Source organism: Paragemmobacter amnigenus (assembly GCF_009908265.2).
Lineage (GTDB): Bacteria > Pseudomonadota > Alphaproteobacteria > Rhodobacterales > Rhodobacteraceae > Paragemmobacter > Paragemmobacter amnigenus.
Genome location: NZ_JAAATX020000005.1, coordinates 218,179 through 236,842, shown reverse-complemented (window position 1 = coordinate 236,842; position 18,664 = coordinate 218,179). Strand labels below are relative to the sequence as shown.

The following is an 18,664-nucleotide window of genomic DNA, read 5'->3' as shown; positions in this document are numbered from 1 at the left end:
CCTATTTTGCCAGACGGTCGATCTTGGCTTCCAGCGCGTCCAGACGGGCAAGCAACTGGTCGTGCTGGTCGACCTCGAACTTCTTCATGTCTGCCTCGGCGACCTCTTGCATCGAGTTCACGATCAGACCGACCAGAAGGTTCATCACGGCAAAGCTGGTGGCGAAGATGAAGGGGATGAAGAAAAGCCACGCATAGGGGTGGATTTCCATCACCGGACGCACCACGCCATCGGCCCAGCCTTCCATCGTCATCACCTGAAACAGCGTCAGGGCCGATCCTGCCAGATCGCCGAAGCGGTCGGGGAATTGCTGCCCGTAAAGCTGGGTCGCCATGACGGCGGCGATGTAGAACAGGATACCCATGAGCAGAAAGACCGACGCCATGCCGGGCAGCGCCTTGAGCAGGCCCTCGACCACGCGGCGCAGGCTGGGCGCGATGGAGACGACGCGCAGAACCCGCAACACCCGCAGGCCCCGGAGCACCGAAAGCCCCTTGGAGTCGGGAAGCAGCGCGATGCCGATGATGATGGCGTCAAAGATGTTCCAACCGGAGCGAAAGAAGCGCAGTCCTTGTGTGGACAGCTTCGCCAGAAGCTCGACCACGAAGATCGCAAGACAGAGGGTATCCAGGAAATGGATCGCCCCGCCGATCGAGGCCATGATGGCCGGAGAGGTTTCCATCCCCATCAGCACGGCGTTGAATAGGATCACGCCGAGGATGAAGTTGTTGAATTTGGGAGAGTCAAGCCAGACGGCAATGGTATCGCGCAGGGACATCGTTCACTCGCTAGTGTGTTTCCTGCCAGCGATTTCGAACAGTCCGCGAAAAAAGGCAACGTCCGGCCACGGGGGCCGGACGCTTTTCTCTGCGTTGCGTTGCGCTTCGCCTATTCGGCGGGCTTCACGGCGGGGTCCTTTTCGCCTCTGGTCTTCCACAGCGAGAAGAACACCCCCGCCCCGAGGATCGCAAAGGTGATGCCCAGCGACCAGCTCGGCGGGAACTTCTCCCAGCCCATGATGTCGGCGATGAAGATCTTGGACCCGATGAAGACCAGCAGCAGCGACAGTGCATACTTCAGATAGGCAAAGCGGTGCAGGATCGCGGCAAGCGCGAAGTAGAGCGCGCGCAGACCGAGGATCGCAAAGATGTTCGACGTGTAGACGATATAGGGGTCCGTCGTGATGGTGAACACGGCGGGAACCGAGTCGACCGCGAAGACAAGGTCCGCAATCTCGATCAGGATCAGCGCGATGAAGAGGGGGGTGGCATAGCGCACCATCCTGCCGTGGGCATCGGCCTTCTGCACGAAGAAGCTGTTGCCGTGCAGTTCGTCCGTGACGCGAAAGCGGCGCTTGATGAACTTCAACAGCGGATTGTCCGCGATGTTGTGCTCCTTGTCGGCCACGAACAGCATCTTGATGCCGGTGAAGATCAGGAAGACCGCAAAGATGTACAGAACCCAGCTATAGGACGCGACGATCGTCGCCCCCAGCCCGATCATGATCCCCCGCAGCACGATCACGCCCAGAATACCCCAGAACAGCACGCGGTGCTGATAGGCGCGCGGCACAGCAAAGAATGTGAAGATCAGCGCGATGACAAAGACGTTGTCCATCGCAAGCGTCTTTTCTACCACGAAGGCGGTAAGGTAATGCGCCGTCGGCTCCCACCCCATCTGCCAGTAGACGAAGCCCGCAAAGGAAAGGCCAAGCGCGATATACATGCCCGACAGCTTCAGGCTTTCGGCGACGCCGATCTCGTGGTTGCCGTCCTTGTGCAGAACGCCAAGGTCGAACGCCAGAAGCGCGATGACCAGAGTTATGAAGAGCAGCCACATCCACATCGGCTTGCCCAGAAACAGCAGAAAAAGGAATTCCATCCCCGTCGATCCTTCCGGTTGCACATCAACACGCCGGGAGGTCAGCCGATCAGGAGTCCGGGCATGACATCGAGGCGCACTCGATGCGGTCCGACATGGCGCGATGACGCGTCAGAGGGGCCCGGCCCGCTGGGGAAAGATGGGAAGCGGTCTGGTCTATTCAAGTATCTCGCGCACAGGTTTTTCACGCCCGCTCACAGGGGCGTGAAAAACCTGCGCTATCCACCCTGGGCCAGCAGGGCGGCAAGCCCCTCGCGATAGGTGGGATAAAGCAGGCGCACGCCCAGCTCTGCCTTGATCCGGTCGTTCCGCACGCGCTTGGACTCGGCATAGAAGCTGCGCGCCATCGGCGTCAGATCGGCCTGTTCATAGGGAATGGCGGGCGGCAGCGGCAGGCCCAGAAGTTCCGCGGCATGCCCGATGACATCCTCGGGCGGGGCGGGGTCGTCGTCGCAGACATTGTAGATGGCTCCGGGACGGGGATGGAGCATCGACGCCTCGACCACGCGGGCGATATCGTCGACATGGATACGGCTGAACACCTGCCCCGCCTTGATGATCCGCCGCGCGGTGCCGTCGCGGACTTTCTCGAACGGGCCGCGACCCGGCCCGTAGATGCCCGCCAGCCGGAAGATATGCAGCGGCAGGCCCAGCGCGGACCAGTCCGCCTCGGCCGCCGCGCGCGCCTTGCCGCGGGCGGTGGCAGGATCGGGCGGTGTATCCTCGTCCACCCAGCCGCCGGCGTGGTCGCCATAGACGGCGGTCGTGGACAGATAGCCCGCCCATTCCGGCGCGGCGCGGCGCAGTTCATCCGCATGGTCGCGCAGGATCGGATCACCCGTCGCATCCGGCGCGACCGATGTCAGCACATGGGTCGCCCGCGACAGGGCCGGTGCCAGCGGCGCGGGCAGGAGCAGCGGCTCCACCCCCGCCTCGTGCAGGGCCTGCGCCGTTTGCGTGTTGCGTGTGGTGCCGATGACAGTCCACCCCGCAGGCAGCAGCCTGCGGGCAAGTGCCTGTGCGGAATAGCCATGTCCGATGGAGAGAAGCGTTTTCATGGCGCGACTATTCCGCGCCCGCCATCCGCCCGCAAGGGCCGAGGCGTGTCATGAAGCCTTTGCTTGCGGTGGCCCCCTTGTTTCGGATTAGATGGCTGATCAAATCGCAGGCATTGAAAGAACAAGAAGAACGATGAACGACGACGCCCTTCCCCTTCTGACGCCGGACCGCGCCGCCCCCGAAGCCTTCACCGACGCCGCCCTTGCCGTGGCACGGCTGGAGGAGCTGTATTTCGCGGCGACGGGGTATCTGTCGGAACATTTCACAAAGGCCGTGACAGGGCAGAAACCGCAGGCCCGCATCCGCGCCTTCTATCCGGAAATCCGGCTGACGACGACCAGCCACGTCAAGACGGATTCGCGCCTGTCCTTCGGGCATGTGGCGGGGCCCGGCACCTATTCGACAACCGTCACGCGGCCTGACCTGTTCCGCAACTACCTGACGCAACAGATCGAGCTTCTGGTGCGCCATCACGGGCAACCCGTCGTCATCGGGTCGTCCGATACGCCGATTCCGGTGCATTTCGCCGTGGCGGGCAATCCCAAGGTATCCGTGCCGCAAGAGGGCGTTCTGGAATTCTCGCTGCGCGACGTATTCGACGTGCCGGACCTTGCGACCACGAATGACGACATCGTCAACGGGACGCGGCAGGTGCATCCCGACGGCTCGCGCCCGCTGGCGCCCTTTACCGCGCAGCGGGTGGATTATTCGCTGGCGCGCCTGATGCATTACACCGCGACGGATGCGGCGCATTTCCAGAACCATGTCCTGTTCACCAACTACCAGTTCTATGTCGACGAATTCGAAGGCTATGCGCGGCAGGTTCTGGCCGATCCCGCCTCGGGCTATGTGGAATTCGTGGGGCCCGGAAACCAGACGCTGACGACGGCGGATGGCGTGCTGGCCGCGCCGGTGAAGATGCCGCAGATGCCGACCTATCATCTCAAGCGGGCCGACGGGCAGGGGATCACGCTGGTCAACATCGGGGTCGGGCCATCCAATGCCAAGACGGCGACAGACCATATCGCCGTGCTGCGGCCCCATGCGTGGCTGATGGTGGGCCATTGCGCGGGCCTGCGGAATTCGCAGTCTCTGGGCGATTTCGTTCTGGCCCACGCCTATCTGCGCGAGGACCACGTCCTTGACGACGATCTGCCGATCTGGGTGCCCATCCCCGCGCTGGCGGAAATCCAGATCGCGCTGGAGGATGCGGTGGAGGAGGTGACGCAGCTTGAAGGCTATGAGCTGAAGCGGATCATGCGGACGGGGACCGTCGCCACGATCGACAACCGCAACTGGGAACTGCGGGACCAGTCCGGTCCGGTGCAGCGCCTGTCGCAGTCGCGGGCCATCGCGCTGGACATGGAAAGCGCCACGATCGCGGCCAACGGCTTCCGCTTCCGCGTGCCCTACGGAACGCTTCTGTGCGTATCGGACAAGCCGCTGCATGGAGAGTTGAAACTTCCGGGCATGGCGTCCGAGTTCTACAAGACGCAGGTCGCGCGGCATCTCCAGATCGGCGTCCGGGCGATGGAACGGCTGAGGGAGATGCCCGTCGAGCGCATCCACAGCCGGAAACTGCGGAGTTTCGACGAAACGGCCTTTCTCTGACACTTTCCGCAAGACAAGCAGGGCCAAACGCGGCCAATTCGTCAGAATAGGCTTGATTTGTTCGTCGAAACAGACTTTAGCCACACAAGTCGCTTCATGGACAGGGACAGTCCCGCACCTGAACGGGACCCGCAAACGAAGGAACATGACATGTCGAAACCGATGACCAAGACCCAACTCGTGGCTGCTCTTGCCGAACAGATGGGTTCGGACAAGAAGACCGCCGGCGCGGCGCTGGACGCCATCGCCGCCGTCGTTGCGCGTGAAGTCGCCTCGGGTGGCGCGGTCACTCTGCCGGGGCTGGGCAAGGTTGTCTGCCGCGCGCGTCCGGAGCGTCAGGTGCGTAACCCGGCGACGGGCGAGACCGTGACGAAGCCGGCCGACAAGCAGGTGAAGTTCTCGATCGCGAAGGCGCTGAAGGACAGCGTCAACGCCTGATGGATCGGCCAGTCTGGCCGGATGGACGGGCCGCCCCGAAACGGGCGGCCTTTTCCTTGGAGACGGACGATGGACCTGCGCGCAATCGGGATGGGGCTGATCTTCGCCCTGATGTGGTCCTCGGCCTTTGCCACCGCGCGGGTGATCGTGGCGGATGCCGCGCCACTCCATGCGCTGGCGCTGCGATTTGCGATTTCGGGGCTGCTGGCTGTTGCTGCGGCTTGGGCGATGGGTGCGCGGCCGCGTCTGGCACCGGCGCAATGGCGGTCGGTCGCGGTCTTTGGCCTGTTGCAGAACGCGGCCTATCTGGGGCTGAACTTCATCGCGATGCAATGGGTCGAGGCGTCGCTTGCCGTGATCATCGCGGCTTCCATGCCGCTGATGGTGGCGGCGCTGTCATGGGCGCTGCGGGGCGAACGGTTGCCGCTGCTGGGGCTGGCGGGGCTGGCGGCGGGATTTGCGGGCGTCGGGCTGATCATGGGCACGAGGCTGGGCGGGGGCGCCGATCCCTTTGGCGTCCTGCTCTGCGTGGCGGGCGCGCTCGGGCTGGCCATTGCCACGCTGACGCTGCGATCGGCCTCGGGGGCGCAGGGGGGTGTTGCGGGGCTGCTGATGGTCGTGGGCTTGCAGATGCTGGCCGGATCGGTGGCGCTTGCGATGGTCGCGCTGCCGTTTGAAACACCGCGCCTGACGCTGACGCCGGAACTGGTCGCAGCCTTTGCCTACCAGATCGCCATTCCGGGGCTGGCCGCGACGCTGATCTGGTTCGCGCTGGTCCGGCGGATCGGGCCGACGCGGGCCGCGACCTTCCACTTCCTGAACCCCGCCTTCGGCACGGCCATCGCCGCCGCCCTGCTGGGCGAGCGGCTGGGTCTTCTGGACCTTGTCGGGTCGGCGGTCGTGGCGGGCGGAATCCTTGCCGTGCAGATCAGCCGCCGCCCGCAGTGATCAGGCCGCGCGATGGCGTCGCCTAGCCGATCCGCCCGCGCGCGCCGCCGGTCTGGGCGCGGTCGAGCAGCAGGTGGTCGAGCAGGACGCAGGCCATCATCGCCTCGCCCACCGGCACGGCGCGGATGCCAACGCAGGGGTCGTGGCGGCCCTTGGTGACGAGGTCCAGTTCCTCGCCGCGGGTGTTGATGGTCTGGCGCGGGGTGAGGATGGAGGAGGTGGGTTTCACCGCAAAGCGGCAGACCACGGGCTGGCCGGTCGAGATGCCGCCAAGGATGCCCCCCGCGTGGTTGGACAGGAATTCGGGGCCGTCCGGACCCATGCGGATTTCATCGGCATTCTCGACCCCGGTCAGCGCGGCCGCCGCCATGCCGTCACCGATTTCCACCGCCTTGACCGCGTTGATCGACATCATGGCCGAGGCGAGGTCGCTGTCGAGCTTGCCGTAAAGCGGCGCGCCAAGGCCCGCGGGGACGCCCTCGGCCACGACTTCGATCACGGCGCCGACAGAGTTGTGGGACAGGCGCAGGTCGTCCAGATAGGCCGCCCATTCGCCTGCGGCGACCGGATCGGGGCACCAGAAGGGGTTGCGGTCCACCTCGGCCAGATCGATCCGCGTGCGGTCGATGCCCTTCACGCCCATCTGGACCATATAGCCCGTGATCCGCAGCGCCGGAACCATGCGTGCCAGAACAGCCCGCGCCACGGCCCCTGCGGCCACCCGCGCCGCGGTCTCGCGCGCGCTGGACCGGCCGCCACCGCGATAGTCGCGGATGCCGTATTTCTGGTGGTAGGTGATGTCGGCATGGCCGGGGCGGAAGGCCTGCGCGATGTCGCCGTAATCCTTGGACCGCTGGTCGGTGTTCTCGATCATCAGCTGGATCGGGGTGCCGGTGGTCACACCTTCGAACACGCCCGACAGGATGCGGACCTCGTCCGGTTCCTTGCGCTGGGTCGTGAACTTGTTCTGGCCCGGCTTGCGCTTGTCCATCCACGGCTGGATGTCGGTTTCGGCCAGTGCCACGCCCGGCGGCACGCCGTCGACCGTGCAGCCCAGCGCGGGGCCGTGGCTTTCGCCCCATGTCGTGACGCGGAAGATATGGCCGAAGGTGTTGAAGGACATGCGTGCGCTCCGGTTTTGCCGCACCGTCCATAGGGCAATCCCGTGCAGCGCGCAAAGGGCTTTGCGGCGGGTCCGACCGGAGCGGTCGGTCCGGTCAGAGGTATGGGCGGTCTTTTCCCCCTTGCGCCCGCCGCGCCAGCCCATATCTTCCGCCCTACCTCGGGGTGCCTGGCGACAGGCTGAGATGCGAAAGCGGACCCGTTGAACCTGAACCGGATCATACCGGCGGAGGGAAGGTGCATGGAATTCGAACCTCCATCCCCGACCTACCCGTCGCACATGGAGGAAGAAAAGATGCGGACTTCGTTCCTTGCGCTGGGCCTTGCCACTGTTGCCACCGCTGCGGTGGCGCAGGACAAACCCGTGCTTACCGTCCTGACCTATGACAGCTTCACCGCCGAATGGGGCCCCGGCCCGGCGGTGGAAAAGGCGTTCGAGGCAACCTGCGCCTGCGATCTGCAATTCGTCGCCGCAGGCGATGGCGCGGCGCTGCTGTCGCGCATCCAGATGGAAGGCGCGGCCTCGGACGCGGATGTCGTTCTGGGTCTGGACACCAACCTGACCGCGGCGGCGGCGGCGACCGGCCTTTTCGCGCCGCATGGCCAGACGTGGAAGAATACGCTTCCCGTGGCCTATGACGATGCGACCTTCCTGCCCTATGACTGGGGCTGGTTCGCCTTTGTCCATGACAAGGCGAAACTGCCTCAGCCGCCCGCGTCCTTCGAAGATCTGGCGGCATCGGACGTGAAGATCGTCATTCAGGATCCGCGTTCCTCGACGCCCGGACTGGGGCTTCTGATGTGGGTCAAGGCCGCCTATGGCGAGCGGGCAGGTGAAATCTGGCAGGGGCTGGCCGATAACGTCGTCACCGTCACCCCCGGCTGGTCCGAGGCCTATGGCCTGTTTCTTGAGGGCGAGGCGGACATGGTCCTGTCCTATACCACCTCGCCCGCCTATCACCTGATCGCGGAAAGCGATGACAGCAAGGCCGCGGCAGCCTTTGCCGAAGGGCATTACCTGCAGGTCGAAGTCGCGGGCAAACTGGCCGCGACAGACCAGCCGGAACTGGCCGATGCCTTCCTTGCCTTCATCGGAACGGATGCCTTCCAGTCGGTGATCCCGACGACGAACTGGATGTATCCGGCAGTGACGCCTGCGGCGGGCCTGCCTGCCGGTTTCGAGACGCTGATCCAGCCTGCAACATCCCTGCTTCTGTCCTCGGACGAGGCCTTGGCGGCGCGGGATGCGGCGCTGGCGGAATGGCAAGCCGCGCTGGCGCGATAAGCGTGCCATGGGCGGCGGCGCTGGCCGCCGCCCTGTTGGCCGCAATGACGCTGGGCACGGCCGGCGTTGTGGCGCTGCGCGCTGGCGCGGCCTTGCCGACGGCTGCGGACTGGGCAGCCGTCCGCTTCACGCTGTTGCAGGCGGCGCTGTCGGCGGGCCTGTCCTGCCTGCTGGCCGTGCCGGTTGCGCGGGCCCTTGCGCGGCGGCGGTTTCCGCTTCGCGGCGCGCTGATCACGCTGATGGGGGCGCCTTTCCTGCTGCCTGTCATCGTGGCGATCCTCGGGCTGCTGGCCGTGTTCGGGCGGTCGGGCATCGTGAATGACGCTCTGGCCCTGCTGGGCCTGCCAAGGATCACGGTCTACGGCCTGCACGGCGTCGTGCTGGCCCATGTGTTCCTGAACCTTCCGCTTGCGGTGCGGATGCTGCTCATGGGCTGGCAGGCCATCCCGGCCGAGCGGTTCCGTCTGGCGCAGTCGCTGGGGCTTAGCCCTTTCGCGATGCTGCGGCATCTGGAATGGCCGATGCTGCGGGCGACCGTGCCGGGGGCCTTCGTGACGATCTTCACCCTTTGCCTTGCCAGCTTCGCCGTCGCGCTGACGCTGGGTGGCGGCCCTGCGGCAACGACGGTGGAACTGGCGATCTATCAGGCGCTGCGGTTCGATTTCGTCCCCGAGCGGGCGGCGACGCTGGCCGTGGTGCAATTCCTGCTCTGTGCGGGGGCGCTGGCGGCAGGCTGGGGCCTGTTGCGCGATACCGGATTTGGCGCGGGCATCGGACGGCGGGCAGAGCTGCCCGCCCCGCCGGGCTGGCGTCGCGGGGTGGATGTCGCGGCAATCGGTCTGGCGGCGCTGTTCCTTCTGCTGCCGCTGTCGGCTGTCGTGCTGCGCGGTGTGGCCGGTCTGGCGGACCTGCCGCAGGGAACGGGTCCGGCGGCCCTGCGCTCTTTGGCCGTGGCGGTCGGCTCGACGGTGCTGACGACAGGGGCGGCACTGGCGCTGGCCCTTGCAGTGGCGCGGCGGGCGGGTGGGGCGCGGCTCTTCGATCTTGCGGCCACGCTGCCGCTTGCGGCCTCGTCTCTGGTGATCGGGACGGGGCTGTTCCTGCTGCTGCGCCCGTGGGCCGCGCCTTCGGACATGGCGATCCCCGTGACCGTCGCGGTGAATGCCACGCTGGCCCTGCCCTATGCCTATCGCCTGCTGCTGCCCGAGGCGCGGGCCCTGCACAGCGATTACGACCGTCTGGCGCGGGCGCTGGACCTGACGCCGCTGGCGCGATTGCGTCTTGTGACCCTGCCCCGCCTTGCGCGGCCACTGGGGTTCGGCGCCGGTATCACGGCGGCATTGTCGACGGGCGATCTGGGTGTCATCACACTCTTTGCGGGCGAAACGGATGCGACGCTGCCCCTGTTCATCCACGGGCTTATGGGGGCATACCGGATGGAGGCGGCGGCGGGTGCCGCCCTGTTGCTCGTGCTGCTTTCCTTCGGGCTGTTTGCCCTGTTCGACGGGTTGGGACGCCATGCTGCACCTTGACCATCTGCTGCTGACCGAGCCGGGCTTCCGGCTGGAGGCGGACCTGACCATCCCGACCGGCGCGCATGTCGCGGTGATCGGGCCGTCGGGGGCGGGGAAATCCACCCTGCTCAACGCGATTGCGGGCTTCGTCGTGCCAGCGGCGGGCCGCATCCTGTGGAACGGTCAGGATCTGGCAGGCCAACCTGCCGGGGCCCGGCCCGTTTCGATCCTGTTTCAGGACCAGAACCTGTTTCCCCATCTGACGGTGGAGCGGAACCTTGCGCTGGGTCTGGCACCCGACGGGCGGATGGACGGGGCCGCGCGTGCCCGCATCGCGGCCGCGCTGGAACGCACGGGGCTGGGCGGTTTGGGACAGCGGCGTCCGGCACAACTGTCCGGCGGGCAGCAAGGTCGGGCGGCACTGGCGCGGGCGCTGTTGCGGGCGCGTCCCCTTCTGCTGCTGGACGAGCCGTTTGCCGCGCTGGGTCCGGCGCTCAAGGCGGAAATGCTGGACCTTGTGCTGGATGTCGCGCGCGAGACGGGGGCGACGGTCCTGATGGTCACCCATGATCCGGGCGATGCGCTGCGGCTGGGCGGGCTGACCATGCTGGTTGCGGATGGCACCGCCCACTCCCCGTGCGAGACCTCCGCCCTTCTGGCCGATCCGCCAAAGGCCCTGCGCGACTATCTCGGCTAGCGTTCGCGCAGCGCCTCGGATCCGCGCCAGAGCGGTTTGGTCAGATAGGTCAGGATCGTCTTGCCGCCGGTCTGGAATTCCACCTCGGCCTGCATGCCGGGGCGGATGGCGATGGATTTCTGCCGCTCGGTCAGGCTGTCCTGATCGACGCGCAGGGTGACACGATAATGCGGTTCGGCATCGCGGCTGCGTTCGTCGCGGAAGGTATCGGCAGACACGAAGGTCACGGTCGCGGGCAGGGTTCCCCAGATCGTGTAGTCATAGGCCGAAAGCTTTACCGTGGCGCTCTGCCCCTCGCGCAGGGCAGCGATGTCGGCGGGCCTGACCTTGGCCTCGACGAAAAGACCGGTGTCCAGCGGGATGATCTGCAGGATTTCCTCGCCCGGCCGGACGACACCGCCGATGGTGGTGACGGCGATGCGGTTCACTACCCCGCGCAGCGGCGCGGTCAGCGTGGTGCGCGACAGCTGGTCCTGCGACAGCTTCAGCTTCTGGCGGAGCGAGGCAAGCTCGCCCTGCGTGCGGGCATAGTCGTCGGCGCGCTCCAGTTCCGCCCCTGTCGTCACCTCGTCCAGCCGCGCGCGGGCATCGGCCAGCGCCTTTTCCGCACGGGTCAGTTCGATTTCGGGGGCAAGCCCGCGATCGGCCATGCGGCGGACCATGTCCTCTTCCTGTGCGGCCTGTTCCAGAACCGCCCGCGCCCCCGCGATCCGCGAGGCAAGGTCGGTCCGCCGCGCCGACAGAAGCGAAAGCTCTGAGGCGACGATGTCGGGCACGCGGGCGACAAGATCGGGGGGCGCCACAAAGCTGTCCTGTCCCGCCAGTTCCGCCTCGAGCCGCAGGCGCCGCGCATCCAGCGTGGCAATCTGGTCGGTCAGGTCATCGACCGCCGCCTGATACTGCGTGGCATGCAGACGGGCCAGAACCTGCCCGGCCTCGACCGTGTCACCTTCGCTGACGGACAGCTCGGCAAGGATACCGCCTTCAAGGTTCTGGATGATCTGCGGGCGTGACGATGGCACGATCTGGCCCGGCGCGCGGACGATCTCCTCGACCCAGGCAAAGGCCGACCAGAGAAGGAAGGCAAGGACGGTCATCCCGATCAGCCAGACCGTGGCCGAGGGGCGGCGGTCGCGCCGGTCGAGCGGCGGATCGAAGGTCGCCGTCATGTCGCGGCCTTTGCCAGATGGGCCAGCACCGCATCCCGCGGTCCATCCACAGCAAGTCGCCCGCCCTGCAGGATCAGCGTACGCGTCGTCAGATGAAGGATCGGGATGCGGTGGGTGGCGATCAAGGCGGTGCGCCCCTGCAACCAGTGACCCAGACGCGAGACAAGCGTCGCCTCCAGTGTCTGGTCCAGTGCGGCGGTGGGTTCATCCAGAAGCACCACCTTCGGGTCCTGCAACCACAGGCGCGCCCAGCCGACCGACTGGCGCTGACCGACGGAAAGCCCCTCACCGGTTTCGCGCAGTTCAAGATCCAGCCCGCGCGGGTGGTTGCGGACAAACGGGCCCAGCCCCGCGAAGTCGAGCGCGGCAAGAAGCCGGTCATCGTCGCGTTCAAGGTCCGTCATGGTCAGGTTGTCGCGCAGGCTGCCTTCGATCAGCCGCACCTCCTGACCCAGATAGCCGACATGCCGGCGCAGGTCGCGCGGGTGGATCTGGCCCATGTCGCTGCCATCCAGCAGGATGCGCCCGTGGTCGGGATCGTAAAGCCCCGCCAGCAGTCGCAGAAAGGTGGACTTGCCCGATCCGTTTGCGCCAAGGATGGCGACATGCTGCCCCGCCGGAACCGCCAGCGCCGCGACATCCACCGTCGGCGCGGCATCGGGGGAATAGCGGAAGGTCACCTCGCGCAATTCGAAACTGCCGGTCAGGCGGTCGCGGCGCAGATAGCGGCGGGCGGGATCCTCGGTCTGTTTCGCCTCGGCTATGGCCTCAAGTCCGGTCAGCGCCGACTTGACGTTGGACCAGCGCGCCAGAAGCGCCGAAAGCTGCGCCAGAGGGGCAAGCGTGCGCGAGGCGAGCATGGAGACGGCAATGATGGTGCCCACCGTGAAACTGCCCGCAAAGACAAGGTAGGTGCCGATCAGGATCGTCGCGACATAGGTCGCCTGCTGCACCGCATTTGCCCACGAGGTGAGCATGGTCGTCAGATGCCGCTGGTCCGAGGCGCGCAGCGCCGACAGTGTGACAAGTTCGCTCCAGAGCCGACGCACGCGGTCCTGCCCGCGCTGGGTCGTCAGGGTTTCATGTTCGAAAACCGCTTCGTACAGAAGCTTTGCCGCCCGCATGTTGGCCCCCTGCGTGGCTTGGGTCAGGGCCACCATCCGCGATTGCAGCAGGAAACCCGGAACCACCATCAAGAGCCCGCCCAGCACCAGCACCCAGACAAGATTTCCTCCGACCATGGCGACAAGGGCCAGGAAGATCACGAGAAAGGGCAGGTCGGTCAGCGTACCGATGGTCGAGGCGGTGAAGAATTCCCGTACCGACCCGAATTCGCGCATCGCCCCGAAGATCTGCGACGGGCGGCGGTCCCCGGGGGCGGCGCGCATTCCCAGAAGGCGCTGCATCAGCCGGTCCTGAACCGAGAGTTCGATCTTCCGGCCCGATGTGTCCATCAGGGCGGCGCGGGCCACACGCAGCGCCCCGTCAAGCGCGATGGCCAGAAGCGCGCCGAGCGTCAGCACCCAGAGCGTCGGCTCGGACTGGTTGGGGATGACGCGGTCGTAGATCTGCATCGAATAGAAGGCGATCGCGGTTGCCAGAAGATTGGTCACCAGCGAGGCGACCGCCACCTCGGCCATCGCACGGCGGTGGTTGCGGAATTCGGACCAGAACCAGTGCGGGCGTTTCCCGGGTTCGGCGTGGCGCGTCTCGACTTCGGCAAAGGGCAGGCGGACGCGCAGGATCCAGCCGGTATGATGCGCGGCGAAGTCGGAAAGAGGAACTTCGGCCATGCGATCGGGGACCGTGGGATCATAGATCGTGACCAGATCGCCATCCCGCGACAGGACCAGAACGATCTGTCCCGTCTGCATTTCGGCCAGCGCGGGCAGCCCGTCCAGAGCGGCGTCCTGATCCAGCGACACGGAATAGCCCGCACGGCGAAAGGCCGCGGCGATATGGTCAAGCCCCGGACGCTCCGGCGCGCCGGTCTGCACAAGAAGATCGACGATGTCCGAAGCCAGCAACCTGCCCCCCAGCCGCGCGGACAGCACCGCGGCGGTTTCGGCACGGGCGCGCAGGGGCGCGGGCGGTTGCGGCGGCTGCGCGGGGGTGACGGCCACTGCTGTCTGCGCCGCACGGGCGGGATGCATGTCGAACGAGATGACGCGGGGCGGCTGCGCTTGCGTCACAGGCTACCCCCGTCGACCAGCAGCCCCGCATCGCGGGCAAGCTCCAGCTCGGTCCTTGCGATCTCGAAGGCCAGCGCCGCCTGATCGCGTTCCAGACGCGCGGCATTGGCCGTTTGCGCGGTCAGATCGGTCAGGCTGCGCCGCCCCATCCGGTATTGCTCGACGTAAAGGTCAAGGTTCGCCTTGGTCTGGCGCAACACCTCGGCCCCCTGCGACTGGCGCGTGGCAAGCGCGTCGATCCGGCCCAGAAGTTCGGTCCGGCGGCGGGCGGCGGCCTGTTCGGCCTCGGCTGTCTGGCGGGCCACAAGATCGGGCGCGGCATTGGCGGCGGCCAGCGCGGCCGGACTTCCCGCGCCGATCTGCGCGCCGCCGATGCGAAGGCCGGGCGTCACGCGATCCGGTGTTGCGGTGGCGACGGCCGACAGGCCCGGCAAAGCATTTGCGCGGGCGATGCGCGCCTCGGCCAGCGTGCGCGCGCCCTCGGCCGTTGCACGCAGGACGGACAGTGCGCGCTCTTGTGGAATGGTGGCAAGCGGGGAGGTTCCGGTCAGATCCGCGGGCGGGGTCACCCGCGCCAGCGCCGCAAGATCGGCCAGCGCCTGCGCCCGTGTCTGGCGGTCGGTGGCAAGGGTGGCCTGCATTTCGGCCACGGTCTGGGCGATCACCTGCTCTTCCGAACGGTCCGAAAGCCCGCCCGCTACACGCTCGGTCACGATGCGGCGCAGACCGTCCAGCTGTGCGGCAGCCCCCTCGGCGATGCGGCCCTGAACACGCGCCTGTTCCGCCGCCAGATAGAGCGTCAGGCCGGTAAAGGCCCGCTCGTTCTGGCGCTGGGACAGGGTGACGGCTGCAAGATCCACCTCGGCTGTGGCAAGATCACGCTCGGCCCGACGGCGGCCATGATCCAGCAGCGGCTGTTCCGCCACAAGCTGCGCCGCAAGTCCCGCCAGACTGTCCAGAGTCAGCAGGGGCGACAGGCTGGGCCAGCGGTTCTGGCGTGCGGCTTCGGCCCGCAGGCGCGCAAGACCCAGTTCGGCGGCTTCCACGCCCGGGGCCGCAGACAGGACGGCACCGGCCACGCGGGCATAGGGGCTGTCGGGTGGCAGGACAGACCGGCGCGCCGCCAGATCCGCAATGACCAAAGAGGCGGTGCTGCCCCCGGGCAGAAGCTGGCCCGAGACGGCGGGATCGGACGGGGCCATCCCGCGACCGAAGGCCAGCATCGCGGGCGGCTGCAACCCGCCCTGACAGCCCGAAAGCAGCACCGCAACAGCCAACACCCGGGTAAAGACGGAAAACCCGGGCGGGCTATGGCCGGAGTCGAGGGAGTCCATGGCGAACATCTCGGGCTCCGCCGTCAGGGCATCACGTTCCGTGTGATATCATCCTCGAGCAAGACCTGCGCGCCAGAGCTGCCCAAGGTGTAGATGTCGTAGATCTGGCCGTTCACCGTGACGTTGTGCCGTTCGGCCGTCACGTTCTGGAGGATCACCTGATCGGCTGCCTCGCCCTTGATGACCAGCTGGTTGTCGGGTCCGACGAGCGATGAGAGTTGCTGCGCGCTGATCGTCAGCCGCGCGTCGGGCGCGCGGGTCAGATCGATTGCCGAGAAATCGAAGGCCTGCAATCCTTCACGCGCCAGGTCGACCGGAACGCCGGTTCCGGTGTCCTTGATCAAAAGCGTGTTCACCTCGTTCCCTGCCGCGTCACGGGTATTGATGACAAGGTAGCTGCCATCGGGGATGGTCGTGGCGAAATCGAAGCGGTCCTCGCCGCGGGCGTTCAGGCTTTCCTGCGCCGTCATCTGTCGGGCGGCACCCGTATTCGCGACCTGATAGAAGCTATAGGCATCGCTGGTATTCGCCGTGGTGATCGCGCGATATCCGCCGGCGACATCCTCGGTGGCGATAACGGTCGGCGTGGCAGGCGCGATGGTGTCCACCGCAAAGGTGCTGGTGAAGGGACCGCTCACATTGCCCGCGCTGTCGGTCGCGATGACGCTGACGGGTATGTTTGTCCGTTCGCCCGTGGGAAGCAGGTCTGCACCGAAGGTGGTGGTCCAGATGCCGGTGTCGTCCACAAGGACAGTGCGCGTGTGGTTGTTGACCGTGACCGACACGGTCGACCCCGCCTCGGCCGTGCCGGAGACGGGCAGGCCCAGCGCGTGTTCGCGCGCGTTCAGGATGTTGTCGCTTCCGGTGGAAAGCCGGATGTCGGCTGCGGAGAAGTTCTGCACCAGCGTGTCGATGGCGACGGTGTGCTGCTGCTCGGCCGTGTTGCCCAGCGCGTCGGTGGCCGTGGCGATGATCGTCGCCGTCCGTATACCCCCCTCGGGCAGGGCGGCTGCGGGAAGGGTGAGGTTCCATGCACCGTTCTGGATCTGGCTGGCGGGGATCGTGGTGGACCAGTTCGTTTCAGCGACACGGACCGTCACCGACGCGCCGCGTTCCACGCTGCCCTCGATCAGCAGGCCCGCATTGCGTTCGGCCGCGTTCAGCACGCTGGCATCGCGCGGACCATCATTCACCGCACCGATCAGGTTCGGCGCGGCAAAGGTGAAGTCGCCCACCTGCGTGTCCACGGTAAAGGTGCGTGTCTGGGTGGTGCTGCGGTTGCCTGCGGCATCTTCGGAATAGGCGGTCAGCGTGACCTGCTGGCCATGCTGCAGGCCGGACAGGTTGGCGAAGGTGAACGGGTAGCTCCACCTGCCATCGGTGCCCACCGTCACGGGGCCGAAATTCGTACCGTTCAGGTTCAGGAAAACCCTTGCCCCCGCCTCGCCTTCGCCGCCGACGACGACGCCTGCCGTCCGTTCGGGACCGGACAGGATACGGTCCGCACCCACAGGCTCGGGCGTCAGCGTCATCGCGGTTTCAAGGTCGATGCGGACCGTGCGCGTGGCGCTCTGGCTGTTGTTGGCCGCGTCCCATGCGGTCACGCGGATTTCCGACATCTGCGACGCGGTCGCCGTACCCGCGGGGAAGCTGACCGACCATGTACCGTTGCCGTTCAGCACGACAGGATAGGGTTGGCCAAGCCACGTCACCTCGACCCGCGTCGCATCGGCGGGGACGGTTCCGCTCAGAAGCAGCGCGTCGCGCGACTCGCGCAGGTTCACCACATTGTCGTCGGCGAAGTTCGGGTCGATGCCGACGGCCATCTGCGTATCGACGCGGAAGGTCGATTGCTCTCTCGTCTCGTTTCCGGCCGCATCCCGCGCCGTCGCGGTGACGGTGTAGGTGCCGTCGGTCAATGTGCCTGCCGCGATCTCGTGGGACCATCTGCCATTGGCGTCCACGTTGACCGTGGTGCTGCCCTGCATCCCCGAAATCTGCAGTTGCAGGGTCGAATTCGGCGTCGCCGTCCCACCGATGACCACGGGCGACAGGCTTTCGGCGCGGTTCACGACATCATCGCCCGCGACCCGTGCGATGCTCACCGGCGGCGCGATCGTATCGAGGACCACCGTCTCGGTGATCGTGCGGGAATTGCCCAGCCGGTCCGAGGCGGTGACCGTGACGGTCTGGGTCCGTTCGCCACCCGCGATCTGTTGCTGGTCGAAGGTGATTACCCATGAACCGTCCGCCCCGACGATGGCCGGACGGGTAATCGCGCCCGGCTGCCCCGGCACACCCAGCGTGACATTCACCGTCGCGCCGGGTTCCGATGTCCCCCTGAGCGTGACGCCATCCGCATATTCGGCAAGGTTTTCCACGTCGCCATTCGACTGGAAACCCGATGTCGGACGCAGGTCGGGGGGCGTCATGTCGATGACAAAGCTCCCGCCGGTCAGGGTCGTCGACGTGCCGTTACCGGTAAAGACCGCCGTGGCGCTGTGGGTGCCGTCGGCGGGCAAGGTATTGCCCGAGAAACCGGCGGTCCACTTGCCATCATTGCCGACCGTGACGGTCTGGTTCTGCCCGCCGACCGTCACACTGACCGTATCGCCCGGCATGCCCGTGCCCGACACGGTGATGGCGGGCGGAACCGTGTTCGAGGTGATCGTGGTGCTGGTATTCACACCGTCGATGGTGCGGGTCAGGGTCGATCCGCCGCCGCCACCGCCGCTGCCACCCCCGCCGACAAGCGCGCCGACACCCGCAAGCGCACCAACTCCCGCAAGGCCCGCACCGCCCATCCCCAGAAGGGCAGGGGTAAAAATCCCCATCCCTGCCGGTTCATCGTCGCCCGTGCCCACCGCCGCGATCACCGGATCGGGATAGTCAAAGCGCAGGTCGTCGACCGGGCTCCACTTCTCGCCCCCGCCCGCAAAGGCAAGCTGGGGGATCAGCGTGCCGTCAGCCGCTTCGGAAAAGGCCACCTCGGTGACCATGCCATCCGTCGACAGATACAGCCGCTTCTCGCCGTCAGGCAGGGTGTCGAACCAGTCCGCAAGCGTGATCACGCGACCATCGGCCAGTTCGATCAGAAGATCGCTGCCGTCGCGCGTATAGGACAGAACGCTTTGCGGAGAGATGTTCAGCGAGACACTGTCACCGACACCGGTCTGGATGAAGCTGCCGCCATCAGGTCCCGCGACCTGGCCGTATGTCGTTCCGCCCGCGCCAGCGCGGACGGCGAAATCAATCGCCGAACTCATTACTACTACTCCGCCTCAACCGCCGAGGAATATGCCGGCGTACTGCTTTCGCTGGCCCTTTTGGCGGGCCTTGCAAAAATGCATACCTGTTTTCGGATGTGCTTTCCAGCACTTTTCGAACAACGGGCAGCGTTCCGTCTGGAACGGG

14 protein-coding genes and 1 riboswitch are annotated in these 18,664 nt (G+C 66.5%); of the genes, 6 read left to right on the top strand and 8 right to left on the bottom strand.

Annotated elements, in window-relative coordinates:
* Position 1: 1 nt before the first annotated feature.
* The 3 genes from GU927_RS08860 to GU927_RS08850 all read right to left on the bottom strand — a co-directional run bounded on the left by GU927_RS08860 (position 2) and on the right by GU927_RS08850 (position 2,939).
* A complete protein-coding gene (locus GU927_RS08860; RefSeq protein WP_161762062.1) occupies positions 2 to 778 on the bottom strand; it encodes an ion transporter in 777 nt (258 codons plus the stop codon).
* Between the two features lie 110 nt (positions 779 to 888).
* A complete protein-coding gene (locus tag GU927_RS08855) occupies positions 889 to 1,881 on the bottom strand; it encodes a TerC family protein (RefSeq protein ID WP_161762061.1) in 993 nt (330 codons plus the stop codon).
* Between the two features lie 218 nt (positions 1,882 to 2,099).
* Positions 2,100 to 2,939, bottom strand: coding sequence for an SDR family oxidoreductase (locus GU927_RS08850; RefSeq protein WP_161762059.1), 840 nt, complete (start codon positions 2,937 to 2,939; stop codon positions 2,100 to 2,102).
* 133 nt (positions 2,940 to 3,072) lie between these two features.
* Between GU927_RS08850 and GU927_RS08845 the strand changes: the two genes are divergently transcribed.
* From GU927_RS08845 to GU927_RS08835, 3 genes are all read left to right on the top strand, one after another.
* Positions 3,073 to 4,551, top strand: coding sequence for an AMP nucleosidase (locus tag GU927_RS08845; protein ID WP_161762057.1), 1,479 nt, complete (start codon positions 3,073 to 3,075; stop codon positions 4,549 to 4,551).
* Between the two features lie 150 nt (positions 4,552 to 4,701).
* Entirely contained in the window at positions 4,702 to 4,989 is a 288-nt protein-coding gene (locus GU927_RS08840) for an HU family DNA-binding protein (protein WP_161762055.1), read from the top strand.
* Between the two features lie 69 nt (positions 4,990 to 5,058).
* Complete coding sequence (locus tag GU927_RS08835) at positions 5,059 to 5,937, top strand: DMT family transporter (protein ID WP_161762053.1); 879 nt, start codon at positions 5,059 to 5,061, stop codon at positions 5,935 to 5,937.
* A gap of 22 nt (positions 5,938 to 5,959) precedes the next feature.
* On the opposite strand, the gene aroC is transcribed toward GU927_RS08835, so the two are convergent.
* Positions 5,960 to 7,060 (bottom strand): chorismate synthase, encoded by a 1,101-nt coding sequence (aroC, locus tag GU927_RS08830; RefSeq protein WP_161762051.1) that lies wholly within the window; start codon positions 7,058 to 7,060, stop codon positions 5,960 to 5,962.
* A gap of 150 nt (positions 7,061 to 7,210) precedes the next feature.
* Positions 7,211 to 7,311, top strand: a riboswitch (TPP riboswitch).
* A 43-nt stretch (positions 7,312 to 7,354) separates the two neighbouring features.
* Here aroC and thiB point away from each other — a divergent pair.
* The 3 genes from thiB to GU927_RS08815 are packed head-to-tail and all read left to right on the top strand — an operon-like array spanning position 7,355 to position 10,555.
* The gene (gene thiB / locus GU927_RS08825) at positions 7,355 to 8,344 is read left to right on the top strand and encodes a thiamine ABC transporter substrate binding subunit (protein WP_161762050.1); all 990 of its coding nucleotides are present in this window, start codon (positions 7,355 to 7,357) and stop codon (positions 8,342 to 8,344) included.
* Entirely contained in the window at positions 8,320 to 9,876 is a 1,557-nt protein-coding gene (locus GU927_RS08820; RefSeq protein WP_161762048.1) for an ABC transporter permease subunit, read from the top strand. Before thiB ends, GU927_RS08820 begins: the two co-directional genes overlap by 25 nt.
* The gene (locus GU927_RS08815) at positions 9,863 to 10,555 is read left to right on the top strand and encodes a thiamine ABC transporter ATP-binding protein (RefSeq protein ID WP_161762046.1); all 693 of its coding nucleotides are present in this window, start codon (positions 9,863 to 9,865) and stop codon (positions 10,553 to 10,555) included. Before GU927_RS08820 ends, GU927_RS08815 begins: the two co-directional genes overlap by 14 nt.
* On the opposite strand, the gene GU927_RS08810 is transcribed toward GU927_RS08815, so the two are convergent.
* Genes GU927_RS08810 through GU927_RS08795 form a run of 4 tightly spaced genes read right to left on the bottom strand, consistent with a single transcriptional unit; the run spans position 10,552 to position 18,516 of the window.
* Entirely contained in the window at positions 10,552 to 11,724 is a 1,173-nt protein-coding gene (locus tag GU927_RS08810) for an HlyD family efflux transporter periplasmic adaptor subunit (RefSeq protein ID WP_161762044.1), read from the bottom strand. The genes GU927_RS08815 and GU927_RS08810 overlap by 4 nt on opposite strands.
* Positions 11,721 to 13,877, bottom strand: a complete 2,157-nt coding sequence (locus tag GU927_RS08805) for an ATP-binding cassette domain-containing protein (RefSeq protein ID WP_161762163.1) — start codon at positions 13,875 to 13,877, stop codon at positions 11,721 to 11,723. The genes GU927_RS08810 and GU927_RS08805 overlap by 4 nt, the downstream gene beginning before the upstream one ends.
* A 35-nt stretch (positions 13,878 to 13,912) precedes the next feature.
* Positions 13,913 to 15,259: a TolC family protein gene (locus tag GU927_RS08800; RefSeq protein WP_161762043.1), complete on the bottom strand. Its 1,347-nt coding sequence runs from the start codon at positions 15,257 to 15,259 to the stop codon at positions 13,913 to 13,915.
* A 14-nt stretch (positions 15,260 to 15,273) separates the two neighbouring features.
* Positions 15,274 to 18,516: an Ig-like domain-containing protein gene (locus GU927_RS08795; protein WP_161762042.1), complete on the bottom strand. Its 3,243-nt coding sequence runs from the start codon at positions 18,514 to 18,516 to the stop codon at positions 15,274 to 15,276.
* Between the last annotated feature and the right edge of the window lie 148 nt (positions 18,517 to 18,664).

Bases quoted from the DNA above. Each gene is read 5' to 3' on its own strand.
- GU927_RS08860 (WP_161762062.1), bottom strand. From the start codon at position 778: ATGTCCCTGCGCGATACCATTGCCGTCTGGCTTGACTCTCCCAAATTC.
- GU927_RS08855 (WP_161762061.1), bottom strand. From the start codon at position 1,881: ATGGAATTCCTTTTTCTGCTGTTTCTGGGCAAGCCGATGTGGATGTGG.
- GU927_RS08850 (WP_161762059.1), bottom strand. From the start codon at position 2,939: ATGAAAACGCTTCTCTCCATCGGACATGGCTATTCCGCACAGGCACTT.
- GU927_RS08845 (WP_161762057.1), top strand. From the start codon at position 3,073: ATGAACGACGACGCCCTTCCCCTTCTGACGCCGGACCGCGCCGCCCCC.
- GU927_RS08840 (WP_161762055.1), top strand. From the start codon at position 4,702: ATGTCGAAACCGATGACCAAGACCCAACTCGTGGCTGCTCTTGCCGAA.
- GU927_RS08835 (WP_161762053.1), top strand. From the start codon at position 5,059: ATGGACCTGCGCGCAATCGGGATGGGGCTGATCTTCGCCCTGATGTGG.
- aroC (WP_161762051.1), bottom strand. From the start codon at position 7,060: ATGTCCTTCAACACCTTCGGCCATATCTTCCGCGTCACGACATGGGGC.
- thiB (WP_161762050.1), top strand. From the start codon at position 7,355: ATGCGGACTTCGTTCCTTGCGCTGGGCCTTGCCACTGTTGCCACCGCT.
- GU927_RS08820 (WP_161762048.1), top strand. From the start codon at position 8,320: ATGGCAAGCCGCGCTGGCGCGATAAGCGTGCCATGGGCGGCGGCGCTG.
- GU927_RS08815 (WP_161762046.1), top strand. From the start codon at position 9,863: ATGCTGCACCTTGACCATCTGCTGCTGACCGAGCCGGGCTTCCGGCTG.
- GU927_RS08810 (WP_161762044.1), bottom strand. From the start codon at position 11,724: ATGACGGCGACCTTCGATCCGCCGCTCGACCGGCGCGACCGCCGCCCC.
- GU927_RS08805 (WP_161762163.1), bottom strand. From the start codon at position 13,877: ATGCATCCCGCCCGTGCGGCGCAGACAGCAGTGGCCGTCACCCCCGCG.
- GU927_RS08800 (WP_161762043.1), bottom strand. From the start codon at position 15,259: ATGTTCGCCATGGACTCCCTCGACTCCGGCCATAGCCCGCCCGGGTTT.
- GU927_RS08795 (WP_161762042.1), bottom strand. From the start codon at position 18,516: ATGAGTTCGGCGATTGATTTCGCCGTCCGCGCTGGCGCGGGCGGAACG.